The sequence below is a fragment of the Corallincola spongiicola genome, assembly GCF_004284785.1.
Lineage (GTDB): Bacteria > Pseudomonadota > Gammaproteobacteria > Enterobacterales > Neiellaceae > Corallincola > Corallincola holothuriorum.
On sequence record NZ_SHLY01000002.1, the window covers coordinates 362,388 to 375,076 of the forward strand.

General features: G+C 50.9%; 10 protein-coding genes. 7 read left to right on the plus strand and 3 right to left on the minus strand.

Features of this window, described 5'->3' with window-relative positions:
• Nucleotides 1–147: 147 nt before the first annotated feature.
• On the minus strand, nt 148–3,321 hold the full coding sequence (locus tag EXY25_RS07345) for an efflux RND transporter permease subunit (RefSeq protein WP_130566272.1): 3,174 nt from the start codon (nt 3,319–3,321) through the stop codon (nt 148–150).
• A gap of 13 nt (nt 3,322–3,334) precedes the next feature.
• Entirely contained in the window at nt 3,335–4,489 is a 1,155-nt protein-coding gene (locus tag EXY25_RS07350) for an efflux RND transporter periplasmic adaptor subunit (RefSeq protein ID WP_130566273.1), read from the minus strand.
• Between the two features lie 254 nt (nt 4,490–4,743).
• Here EXY25_RS07350 and EXY25_RS07355 point away from each other — a divergent pair, with 254 nt between their 5' ends.
• From EXY25_RS07355 to EXY25_RS07375, 5 genes are all read left to right on the plus strand, one after another.
• The gene (locus EXY25_RS07355) at nt 4,744–4,974 is read left to right on the plus strand and encodes a DUF350 domain-containing protein (RefSeq protein WP_114336981.1); all 231 of its coding nucleotides are present in this window, start codon (nt 4,744–4,746) and stop codon (nt 4,972–4,974) included.
• A 21-nt stretch (nt 4,975–4,995) separates the two neighbouring features.
• Nucleotides 4,996–5,823 (plus strand): transglutaminase domain-containing protein, encoded by an 828-nt coding sequence (locus EXY25_RS07360; protein WP_130566274.1) that lies wholly within the window; start codon nt 4,996–4,998, stop codon nt 5,821–5,823.
• Between the two features lie 161 nt (nt 5,824–5,984).
• Nucleotides 5,985–6,200 carry a TIGR02450 family Trp-rich protein gene (locus EXY25_RS07365; RefSeq protein ID WP_158537949.1) on the plus strand — a complete coding sequence of 72 codons (216 nt, stop codon included), beginning with the start codon at nt 5,985–5,987 and terminating at the stop codon, nt 6,198–6,200.
• 129 nt (nt 6,201–6,329) lie between these two features.
• Nucleotides 6,330–6,752 (plus strand): DUF3010 family protein, encoded by a 423-nt coding sequence (locus EXY25_RS07370; RefSeq protein WP_114336984.1) that lies wholly within the window; start codon nt 6,330–6,332, stop codon nt 6,750–6,752.
• Between the two features lie 197 nt (nt 6,753–6,949).
• Nucleotides 6,950–7,126, plus strand: a complete 177-nt coding sequence (locus EXY25_RS07375) for a DUF6435 family protein (RefSeq protein ID WP_114336985.1) — start codon at nt 6,950–6,952, stop codon at nt 7,124–7,126.
• A 103-nt stretch (nt 7,127–7,229) separates the two neighbouring features.
• Here the strand turns inward: EXY25_RS07375 and EXY25_RS07380 are convergent, their stop codons facing one another.
• Nucleotides 7,230–9,716 carry a S9 family peptidase gene (locus tag EXY25_RS07380; RefSeq protein ID WP_130566276.1) on the minus strand — a complete coding sequence of 829 codons (2,487 nt, stop codon included), beginning with the start codon at nt 9,714–9,716 and terminating at the stop codon, nt 7,230–7,232.
• A 218-nt stretch (nt 9,717–9,934) separates the two neighbouring features.
• Here EXY25_RS07380 and dnaB point away from each other — a divergent pair, with 218 nt between their 5' ends.
• Together dnaB and alr are read left to right on the plus strand one after the other, a co-directional pair.
• On the plus strand, nt 9,935–11,335 hold the full coding sequence (dnaB, locus tag EXY25_RS07385) for a replicative DNA helicase (protein ID WP_114337375.1): 1,401 nt from the start codon (nt 9,935–9,937) through the stop codon (nt 11,333–11,335).
• A gap of 3 nt (nt 11,336–11,338) precedes the next feature.
• Complete coding sequence (gene alr / locus EXY25_RS07390; RefSeq protein ID WP_130566277.1) at nt 11,339–12,427, plus strand: alanine racemase; 1,089 nt, start codon at nt 11,339–11,341, stop codon at nt 12,425–12,427.
• Nucleotides 12,428–12,689 lie beyond the last annotated feature (262 nt).

Consider the following 12,689-nt stretch of genomic DNA (forward strand, 5'->3'; position numbering starts at 1 on the left):
ACCGATTGCTTTGTTGTCGTGACTATATTGAGGAATGTGGAGCAATAACCGCCTCTCCAAGGGGTAAGCGGACGTTTTTTCACTGCAAAAAAGGCCCTGCACAGCTAAGTGCAGGGCCTTTGAATGACTATCTTTGGCGAGCTGTTTCTACTTTTGCTCTAACAGTTCCTCGACTGGCTCTAACATCTCCTCGATTTGCGCACCGCGTCGTTTCCAGCCTAGCTTTCTAAATATGCCGCGGAATATAGCCGCCAAATCATCCAGCATCAGGTACATGCAAGGTACCAGTATCAGGGTGATGATGGTGGCGAACATCACGGCGAAGCCCAGCGCTACCGCCATCGGAATAACGAAACGGGCTTGCAGGCTGGTTTCGAACATAATCGGTAATACACCGGCAAAAGTGGTGATAGAGGTCAGTGTGATGGCGCGGAAGCGCGCACACCCAGCTTCAATAACCGCTTCTCTGATTTTTGCGCCAGCTCGACGACGTTGATTGACGTAATCTGTCATCACCAGGCTGTCGTTGATCACGACACCTGCAGCAGCGATCAGGCCGAAGGTCGACATCATGCTCAGATCAATACCAAACCAAAAATGCCCCCAGATCGCCCCTGTTAAACTGAACGGGATCACCGACATAATGATCAGTGGCTGGGCATAGCTTTTCAGTGGCACAGCAAGTAGCACATACACCAGTAACATACCGGCGATAAAAAACAGGATCTGTTCACTTTGTTGCGCCTGCTGCTCTTCTACCGAGCCACCGAGTTCGGTTTTGATACTAGGGAAGGCGGCTTGCAGTTCCGGCATCAGGTTGTCGTCGATGGTGGCTACCACCTCGTTGGGTTCAACCACCTCTTCATCGATGTTGCCCCAGATATAAACACTGCGGAAACCCCCTTCTCGACGGATGTAGCTGATACCAGGTTTTTCCGTCAGTTCGACGACGTCACCTAGCATCACCTCTTCACCCGACGGCGTGGTGATCACTGCGTATTTCAGCTCGGCAAACTTTTCGCGGGTCAGTTTCGGATAGCGCACCATCACTTTGACCTCTTCACCGTGACGCAGTACGCGCTGAGCTTCACCACCATAGAATCCGGCACCCACCTGACTGGCGATAGAGACTAGATCTAATCCTAAGTCGTAAGCGACCGGGCGCATACTGAGCTGCACCTCTTTACTTGCCGGATCGATGGTGGAGCTGATATCAAATAAGCCTTCTTGCAACTGCAACATGGCGATAAATTCACGGCCAGCTGCATTGAGTGTGGCGATATCGGAACCGTAGAGTAGGTAACCAAATTCGCCATCATCATTGCCGCCGTTAACGTCATCCTGCACGACGAAGGATTTCATTCCGGGTATCGACGGGATCGCATCGCGCCACTGTCGGGCCAGCTCAAAGGTGTCATAAGGGCGCAGCTCCTCATCCACCAGAGGTACCACTATTCGTGCTTCTGAACGGCTTTCATTAAAGGCCAAAATATCGCGGATCATGCCTTGGCCGTAATCGGCTTCGGTTTGCGCTTCGATTGCCAGAATCGCAGATTCTATGGTGCGCAGGGCGTCAATTGTCTGTTGATCTGAGACGTTCTCATTCATCTCAATGGAGATGCTGGGAAAATCGTGAGGTACTTTCGGACTGGGCACAAAGCGCACGTGATTGGCTTGCACCAAGCCAAAGCTGATGACTAGCAGGGCGATAAAGCCGCAAAACACCGCCCAGCGCCACTCGGTACATTGCACTACAAAGCGGCGATAGGGGCCATTTACAAAACCAAAAAAGCGACGATTAAAGCGCGCACGCCAACTGTTCTCATCCACTGGCGCAAAATGGGTGTGGGCAATGTGTGCCGGTAGGATCAGTTTGGACTCGATTAAGCTAAATATCAGGCACAAGATCACCACGACGGCGATGTTGTAAAAGAATGCCCCTTCTGGACCACTCGCCATCACGAACGGCGCAAACACCGCGATGGTGGTCAGTACGCCAAAGGTGGCCGGGGTTGCTACCTTGCGCGCTCCGCGCACGACGTTCTCGACGCCGCCGCCATGTTTTTCTACTTCGGAGTAGGCGCTTTCTCCTATCACAATGGCATCGTCGACGACGATCCCCAATACCATGATAAAGGCGAACAACGAAAGAATATTAATACTGACGCCAAACACTGGCATCAGCATCATCGCGCCGAGAAAGCAGAGCGGTAAACCAACCATGACCCAGAACGCCAAACGAAAGCGCAGGAAGATGGTTAACATCAGCGCGACCAGCAGCGAACCTTGCAACAGGTTCTTCAACATCATATCGAGACGGGCATTCAAGTAGTAAGTCATGTCGACGAGTATCTTGATCTCCATACCTGGTGGCAGGGTTTTGTTGCGCGCTTCAATAAAGCTTTTGACTGACTCGGCGACCGGCACCATGTTCTGATCTTTGGTGGCGTTGACCGACATAAATATCGCGTTTTCACCTGAGTACTTGAAGTAGCGCTCTCCTTCGGTGAACTGATCTTTAATGGTGGCGATATCCTTGAGTAACACTTTGGCACCGTTGGCGCCGATCTTAATTGGGATATTGCGGAACTCTTCACCACTGTAAAACTGGTTTTCGATACGTACCGATACAATGCCTGAATCTGTACGCAGTTGACCTGCGGAGAAGTTTGCCGAGTAACGGCTAATGGCATCACTGACCTGACGCAGGGTCAGATCGTATTTACGCAGTACTTCTGGTTGGATCTCGATGGCGATCTCATCTTCCGGTGCACTGAAATCAACCAGCGACACGTTACTTAGCTGCAGCAGTTCATTTTTAATTTCTCGGGCCACCGGTTTCAACTCTGTGAGCGGGTAATCACCCACCAGTGACATTTCGATAATGTCCTGACGGAACTCGATCTGTGAAATGGTGACCGGCTCCATTTCGGCAGGAAAAGTGGCAATACTGTCTATCCGTAGTTTGACCTTATCCAGCACATCGGTCAGCTCTTCATCAGGATAGATCTCTAAGGTAACAGTGCCCTCATTGCGGTGGGCACGGGAGATACTGCGCTTGATCTCGGTGACATCCTTCAGCGATTCTTCAATCTTGATCAGGATGTTCTCTTCGATCTCCTGTGGTGAAGCACCCAAATAGTCTGCCGTCACACGGATATAGTTGATCTCAATGTTGGGAAACATCTGCCGTTGAATCGTGAAATAGCTGATTACCCCCATGATGAGGATAAAAAACATCATCAGGTTGGCGGCGACAGAATTGTTGGCAAAATAGGCGATTAAGCCGGTTTGCTTGGGCTCTTGTTGTGTTGCAGACATCGCTTTCGCCCCTTTATTCCGCCTTGGCAACCGCAGCTACTGCGGTCTCGCTGAGCTTCACTTCCATCCCTTTTTGGGGATATTCGGGTAGTGTCAGTACCAGTTTGTCGCCATCCTTGAGTCCGGCGCTAACGAGGAAGGTTTCGCCTTCTTCTCTGAGTACATCGACCTGCACCGGCTGCAATTTATTCTCTGCGTCGAGTAGCCAAGCAGTACGGTTGCTGATCAGATCTTGTGATACCTGATAAACCCCTGATAGCACGATGCCATCGAAGCCCACTTCAACATAGCTGCCAAACTTCAGCTTCGGAGCGTCACTGTTGAGGCTGTATGGATCATCGATACGGGCGACAAGGTGCCCCATGCGGGTGGCGTTATCGACAATGCCGAGGTCGCGATCAATGGTGGCTTGGCGAACAACCGGCAAACGTCCTTTGGTCATCACTGTGGCGATGCGGCCTGTCAGTTCGTTAGGTAGGAAAGCACTGTCAAAGCCGGGAATAGGGAACACCACTTCGGCGCTTTCGATGCTGCTTAACTCGCCAACCTTGTCGCCAACATTGACGAATTGGCCAGCACCCAGATCCCGTTCGATCACCAAGGCATCATAAGGCGCTCGAACTTCGCAGTTCTCCAGATCGCGGCGGGCTAGCTTTAGCGCAGCTTCGGCGGATTGTACATCGGCTTTGGCACTCATCACTTGCGGTTTACGCAGGTAAAGGTCGGAGACCTTACGGTCTTTCATCCGGCTCGCTTCGGTTTGTGCCACTTGAGACTTGGCTTGCTCTTCGATCAGTGCGGCGCGGGCACGGCTCAAATTAGCCTCGGCTTGCAGCACGGCTACCTCGTAGTTATCTTTCTCAATACTGAACAGGATGTCGTTGCGTTTTACCAAGCCGCCAGCAGTGAAATTTGGATTCCAATTGACTACTTCGCCAGAAACCTGTGCAGCAAGCATGGTGCTTTCTAATGGCTTCACTTCACCGTAACTGGCTATTTTCACTTGGAAGTCGATAGCTTCTAGGGTTTGAATGCTGACCGTGGGGCGAGTGTCTACTGCGGCCGTTTCTTCCGATTTCTGCGCTGTGGCACCGATTGCCATCATACCTGCTGCACCTGCACCAAGTACTGCCAGCGGAACCACCCATTTCAACCATTTCTTGTTCATAAGCCAGTATCGTCCAAATTAAGTCCCTTACATAATAACGCGACAAAACCGATAACAAGTTAACAAATTGTAAATGGTTGTTATTTTGTACTATCAGCGTGTTTTCTATTTCGCACTGAATGAAGTGTGAGCTTAACGCTTGGTGTATGGCTGCCGGTAAGGTTTAATGAACAGCTTCGAAATGCCCCAATGATAATTACAATGGATATTCAATGCGTTAGCTGGGAAGTCCAGTTGTAAACTAAGGAGTGGTAATGGGTGGTGAATTTCTGGCAGCGACATTTTTTAATCTGGCGATTAATCTGATCTACACCTTGGTCTCTTTACTGGTGGGGGTGATGGCGCTGCGTTTTATCGACAGTAAGTTGCTCAAAAACATCGATATTGAGCAGGAGTTGAAGGAGGGGAATGTCGCGGTAGCTATTTTTGCTTCGACTATTCTGCTGTTTGTTGCTTTGATCATCTCATTTGGATTGAAATCGTAGGCTAATGACACAGTTCGTTCGATGAAAGATTATTGGCCATTGCTAGCGCTGCTGTTGATCTGTTGCGGCATTGTCTGGTGGCAGCCAAACGGCGCTACTAGTCTGGATAGCCATTTCGTCCGTCAGTTGGGACAACAGATGGAGCTGGCTGTCAGCACTATCCCACCAGATCTGCTCGATAGCCGTCGTCAGCGCGGAGAGGTGCAGGTGTTAAGCAATGGTCGGCGGATCTACGAGGATGATATCAGCGCACAAATGCGGCAAGCGGGAAATAGCGCAGAGGCCACTTATCTCTGGCGTTTTGAAGCTGACGGCTACAGCACCGCCACGGCGCAGGGATTAGACAATCGGCATCATTTTGTGAACAGCTATCTGGTGGGGTATGCGCCGTTTGTGACGGATAAGTTATGGGTGCCGTTGTATACCGTGGCCAGTCGTAAAACTTATCAGTTAGATAGCCAACAGTATCGTAAACAAGATCTATGGCAGAATTCGGCACAGGCCTATCTATATACTCGTGGTGATTGCGAAGATCATGCGTTGCTGTTGGCCGATTGGTTGATTGAAAGTGGTATCGATGCCCGCGTCGTGATGGGTAAATACCGCAATGAGGGACATGCTTGGGTGGTTGCTTTTAACGAGGGTGAGGCCTTTCTATTGGAAGCGACCGACAAACGTAAGCATGCAGCATGGCGCCACTACCCGAAAGCGATTCTAGCCAACCATTACGCACCCGATCTGATGTTTAATCGCCATACCTTGTGGATCAACCAAGGGGCGACCACCACCCGGGATTATGATGGCACCCACTGGCAGAAACGTTCGCTGTTTAAGCGGCATTCTGGCTGAGCGGCTGACTCACTGCGCTGATTTTTGTTTCCCGTTCCGATTCCCGCCAAACGCGTTTGGTTAAATTGATCCAGATGATCTCACTGTACGTTTAATTAGCAGGTATGACAGCCATCGAGTTATGTCAGCTTGAGCTAATATATGTAGGGGAGGATCTTTTGATGAACAGCTTTGACCCTGAAAAGTTACGTATGACCAAATGGACCGCGGTTGGCTCCGGACGGCGCCGAAATCATTACGTGGTGACAGATGTGGTGATGGATGAAGCGGGAGCCATTGAATTTTGCACCATGGAAGAGGTTGGTTCTCATCATGAGGTCAGCGTTGATTGGCAGGAGCTTTACGATAATCGCCGGTGGCAAAACGGCTGGAAGTAAGCGCGACCTGAAATATCTTTACGACTATCGCTAAAATTCTGCGTAACGCCTCAAATTCACATACACTATGCGGCATTAAAGGCGTGTATTTACACTCCTTTGCTCGTTGAAGTTGAATTGAGGTGTCAGATGAAAGTATGCGGTGTTGAGTTGAAGGGCAGCGAAGCCATTTTGTGTTTGATGTCTTTGGAGCAAGGGTTATTTGAGATCCCTGATTGCCGCACTACCCGTTTAGCTATCTCCAAATCCACCACCACCGAAGAGGTGCGAAAGTTTCAGTTTGCTTTTGCCAAGCTGATGGAAGACTACAAAGTCAGCCATGTGGTGATTAAGGAGCGCATCACTAAAGGTAAATTCGCCGGTGGCGCAGTTAGTTTTAAATTGGAAGCGACTATCCAGTTAATTGAAAGCCTCGGCGTTGATCTGATCTCAGCAACCGAGATTAAAGAAACCATTAAGCGTCATCCGATGCCAGTCGATTTTAAAGCGACCGGATTGAAGCAGTTCCAAGAGCATGCCTTTGCTGCGGCTTACGCTTACCTGGTTCGTTAGTTAGCCGCTTTTGTCTCGCGTTGGAGTGGATTCTTGGTTATGAATTCGCTCCCGCGCTGTGACTTACTCTCCCCCCTGAACATATCTGCAGCGTAACAAAAACGTCATCCTTCTGTATTAGGCTCATGTTTTGACCGCAATGAACCAGAACGGGTTTGCTTGCGTATATCAAGTCATGACCAAGCGAGGAGCCCGTTATGCTTAATTTTTTACGACCAGACCCCGTTAAACGAATGAAAAAGCGCTACAACAGCATGTTGGAGTCAGCAATGTTGGCACAGCGTCGCGGCGACATCATGAGCTATTCGATGATCAGTGCTGAGGCCGAGACACTGTGGGGCGAAATAGAGGCGTTGCAACAGTCGCGAAAATAGGTGCGATAGAGCGCCTGTTCGCCTTGGTCAGTCTCAATCACTGATGTATGGCATACGACGAAAAAGCCACCGAAGACGGTGGCTTTTGCTAATGCGATAATGACTACTTAGTGGCTAAGCATTCGCCAAACAGGTGATAGATCCGGCGATACTCATTCAGCCAGCTGGAAGGTTGACGGAAACCGTGTGGCTCTACCGGGTAGATGGCGGTTTCAAAATCCTCTTTCTCAAGCTCAATGAGTCGTTGCACTAACCTAACCACATCCTGAAAGAATACGTTGTCATCCACCATGGGTGCGTTAATCAATAAGGGTTTAGTCAGGCCTTCGGCGTAGTATATTGGGCTGCTGCGCTCGTATGCTAATGGATCAATCTGCGGCGTATTCAGGATGTTTGAGGTATAGCCGTAGTTGTAGTGAGCCCAGTCGCTGACGGGACGCAACGCTGAACCACACTGGAACAGATCCGGTTGAGTGAACAGCGCCATAAAGGTCATAAAGCCGCCGTAGCTGCCGCCATAAGTACCTACACGTTGCTTGTCGACATTGGCATGGGTTGTCATCCACGCCACCCCATCGGCCAGATCTTCAGTTTCTGGACGCCCCATATCGCGATAGATCGCCGTACGCCAGTCGCGGCCATAACCGGCAGAAGCGCGATAATCCATATCCATCACCACGTAGCCCTGTTGCGCTAACATGCTGTGAAACATGAACTCTCGGAAGTAGCCGGAGAAGCCGAGATCACTGTTTTGCAGGTAACCAGCGCCATGATTAAAGATCACCGCAGGGTACTTGTTCGCTTTACTGGCATCGTAGCCCTTGGGGTAATACACCTTGGCATAAATCGGCTGCTCAGTATGGTTGGAAGGCACGGCCACCACATCGGGGATGGTCCATGGGTAGTCACTGAATGCTTTGCTGACCGTATGGGTGAGTCGTCTCGCTTTGGCACCCGCTTTTGCGGCTTGCAGATAAAGCTCATTAGGTTGCGACAACTTTGAATGAGTCAGTAATAACTGTGACTCGTCCGGGCTTAGCAAGTAGTGAGTATTGCCTGCCAAATTGGTCAGCGCCTCCACCTTGCCATTAGTCAGAGCGACGCGGTATATCTCGTAAATTCCTGGATGCTTAACGTTGGCTTGAAAGTAGATGTAGCCATCGTCTTTAGTGAGGGTGATTTCATCAACCTCAAATTCACCTTTGGTTAGTGCTTTTGCCCGCTTACCTGGGGTAACAAGATAGAGTTGTGAATAGCCACTCTGTTCCGACAAAAAGTAAAGATCGTCGCGGGTGTTGAGCCAGCCAAAGCTATTGAACTTATAATTAATCCAGGCTTCATCGCGGAGGTGATGGACACTGTCTAAGCGCTTTTTTTGCCAATCCAGACGGGTTAACCAACGGTCTTTGTTATCCCATGTGGTGAGCATCAGTGCCACTTCAGAACCTGAGTTATTCCACTGAATGGCAGACTGCGACCAGTACCAGTCGTCGATCAATGACAAGTTGCGTCCCTTATCTTCTTCTGGTGGCTGATAATCATCGCCATAGCGTTGCTGGTTTTCTTTGCGTACGGCAGCGAGTACGTCATCTCCCAATCCAGGTAGCAGGCTGGTATCCAGTTTTTCGATTTCGTTGTTGCTGAGGTCAAGCAATACAAACTGGTTTTGGGGAGCCACTTCGTCATGTACGCGGGCGCGCACCTTGACGCTCTCAATGCGACCATCGTCTGTGATGTAGTTAGGCATGATATTGCCTTCCATCGGTGACTGTACGGCTTGCAGCACCAGAATGATTTTGTCACCGTTAGGAGAGAGGCTGCTGGCAACGATACGTTGATCTTTACCCAGATAAACGGGTGACACGCTGCTGGTTGGATCGGCTGCCTGCCGAGCTTTTTGGTGAGCTTCTTTTTCCGCGGCGCGCTGCTGCTTCAAAGCCACATAAGCGATCAGCTTGTGCTGTTCACGCGCAATATGATCGGCTGGCTCAGGCACCGCTTCGGGTTGTTCCTCTAAACGCAGATCCGTTAATTGACGAATATGGCCAGTGTGAGTATCTACAAAAAAGTAGTTACTACCACGTTGGAATGCTAACAAGCCACTGTTTAACCACTGTGGTGCTGCATCTTGTTCACTGCTCTGGGTTAGCACGGTTATCTTGCCATCGCTCAGAGTTTCCAGCAGCAGATTACCTTGCCAGATATAGGCGCGGTGGCTGTTATCTGCATTGGTTACCCCGGTGCTATGACCCACCTTGTATTGTTCGCCTAGCGGAATCATCTGGCCATTGCCAGTCTCGGTCAGCGAGTGCTGCAACAATTGGTACTGTTCGCTACCGGCGATCTTCTGTTGGTAATAGATCTGCTTGCTGTTGCTGTCCCAGTGTGGTGATACCGGGCTGTTTCCCATCCAGTCTGGATGCGCCATGATCTGCTCTAATGTCAATGGTGCGCCGGAGGACAGTGTTGGCGGTGCCGCTTGGGTCACCTTGCTCGGTGGAGCGAGCGTATTGCTGCTATCTGACTCGGGGGTGGTAGATGCACAGGCTGACAGCACTATGCTCAAACCGATAATCACGCCCTTATTCATCTTGGATCCTATCTTTTTTTTAGTTTTCTCTCTGGAGTGGCTAAGTCACAGCCTGACGGGAAGTATACCGTAGTTAATAAGGTGAATAATCGGCTTTTAAAACCTCCCGTGATCCAGATTAGATATACCTGCTTTATCTCGCCCCCCACTATGGGTGATAATAGCCGACCCCATAAAAGCAGGTTGTAAAGCACATGGCGATGAAACCGACGTCGGCGATGAAAGGCGACTTTCGTAAAGACTTCAAACGTGACCGGCAAGTAGAGGCACTGAAAGTGCCGCCGCACTCGCTGGAAGCAGAGCAGTCTGTCCTCGGCGGCCTGATGCTGGACAATGAAGCGTGGGATCGTGTTTCCGAGCGCGTTGGCTCTGCTGACTTTTATCAGCGTTCGCACCGCCTTATCTTTGAAGCGATGGCGCGTCTGGTGGAAACCGGCCAGCCCATTGACCTGTTGACCATCTCCGAAACGCTGGAAAACGAAACCCTGCTGGAAGAAGCGGGTGGTTTTGCCTATCTGGGAGAGATGGCCAAGAACACTCCCAGTGCCGCCAATATTAATGCCTACGCCGAGATTGTTCGTGAGCGTGCAGTGGTCCGCGAAATGATCAGCGTGGCGAATGAGATCGCCGAAGCGGGTTTTGACACCGAAGGTCGCGATAGCGCCGAACTGTTGAACTTGGCAGAGTCGAAGGTGTTTGCCATTGCTGAACGTCGTGCCAATAAGGGTGACGAGGGGCCGCAGGATCTGAACTCGATTTTGGGCAAAACTGTCTCCAAAATCGAAGAGCTGTTTAATAACCCCCACGACGGTATTACCGGTGTGTCATCGGGCTTCTCTGATCTGGATAAAATGACCAGTGGCTTCCAAGGCTCTGATCTGATTATTGTTGCTGCCCGTCCCTCCATGGGTAAAACCACGTTTGCGATGAACCTGTGTGAAAACGCCTCATTGATGAATGATAAGCCGGTGCTGATCTTCTCGTTAGAGATGCCCTCAGACCAGATCATGATGCGTATGTTAGCCTCCCTTAGTCGCGTCGATCAGACCCGAGTGCGTACGGGGCAGTTGGAAGATGAAGATTGGGCGCGCATCTCCTCGACCATGGGGATGATGATGGAACAGGGGAAGATGTATATCGATGACTCTTCCGGTTTATCGCCCACCGAAGTGCGCTCCCGAGCGCGGCGTATTGCCCGCGAGCACGGTGGTTTAAGTATGATCATGATCGATTACCTGCAGCTTATGCAGGTGCCGGGCATGAGTGAAAACCGAACCTTGGAGATCGCGGAGATCTCGCGCTCTTTGAAGGCGCTGGCGAAAGAGTTGAACGTGCCAGTGATCGCGCTGTCTCAGTTAAACCGTTCATTGGAGCAACGGGCCGACAAACGGCCGGTGAACTCCGACTTGCGTGAATCGGGTGCGATTGAGCAGGATGCCGATCTGATTATGTTTATCTATCGTGATGAAGTGTACAACGATGACAGTCCTGATAAAGGGACCGCAGAGATCATCATTGGTAAGCAGCGTAATGGCCCTATTGGTCGTGTGCGGCTTACTTTCCAAGGCCACTTTTCGCGCTTCGACAATTACGCAGGCCCTCAGCCAGAGGAGCTGTAACACTTGCTCACCGCCCACGCTGTTATTGATCTCGATGCCTTGCGCCACAATATGGCGCAGGTGCGTAGGTATGCTCCCCATAGTCAGGTATTGGCGGTTATCAAGGCCAATGGTTACGGCCACGGTGCATTGGCTGTGGCGGAAGCCTTGGCGGAACAGGCCGACGCCTTTGCTGTGGCACGATTAGAAGAAGCGTTGAAACTGCGCAAGGGCGGTATTGAACTGCCTATCGTGTTGCTTGAAGGAGTGTTTGATCCCGGTGAATTGGGGGTGGCTGCTGCCCACGGCTGTCAGCTCGGTGTCCATAGTTTGTCACAACTTGAAGCCTTGGAACGGGCGCATCTACATCAGCCGGTCACTGTTTGGCTGAAAGTTGATACCGGGATGCACCGCTTAGGTGTGGAGCCGGAGCAGTTTCAGCATTTTTATCAGCGTCTGCTGCAAACGCCATCGGTTAACGAGATCGTTTTGATGAGCCATTTCGCCAGTGCCGATGAGCCTGAAACCGGTCAAACCCAAGCACAGCTAGCTGAGTTTCAACGGTGTTGCCAAGGTCTATCCAAACAACCTTTATGCTCTCTGGCTAATTCCGCTGCCATTATCAATGAACCGCTAGCGCAACGTGACTGGGTACGCCCCGGCATTATGTTGTATGGTGCCAGCCCCTTTGCAGGGCGCAGTGCTGCCTCGTTAGGTCTAAAACCGGCAATGACTCTTAAATCACGGGTGATCGCTGTGCGAGATCTAAAAGCCGGTGGTGCGGTCGGCTATGGTGCCAGCTGGACAGCAGAGCAAGACACGCGCTTGGCCGTTGTCGCCATGGGTTATGGTGATGGTTATCCCCGCCATGTCCCTAACCAAACTCCGGTATTAATTAACGGCGTGCGTTACCCGATCGTGGGTCGAGTCTCTATGGATATGATCACCGTTGATATCGGTGATGCAGAGATTCGCGAAGGTGATGAAGTGGTATTGTGGGGCAGCGAACTGTCAGTAGATGAGATCGCCGCGCTGTCTGGCACCCTAGGCTATGAGCTGCTGTGCAATGTTACCTCGCGGGTGGTGTATCACTATCAGAATGGCACTGCATAGAACGGGCTGAGCGACTTGCTGGGGGATATCGCCAGTTCGCTTTAGCGGATGATGAGTATGGCACCCCAAGACAATGACTCCTGTGTTGCGCCCCAGCTATCGGCTAACTCTTTTGCACTTACCATCCTCCTTTGGGCGGCTCAATTTCGTAAGATTGTGTTCAATAGCGTACTTTAGTAAAGGTGACTCATTAGCCCCATCTAGCGGTTTGCTGCGTTACTACTGAGTATCGCCGGGCTGTCGAGCCTGAAATTTTTAACTG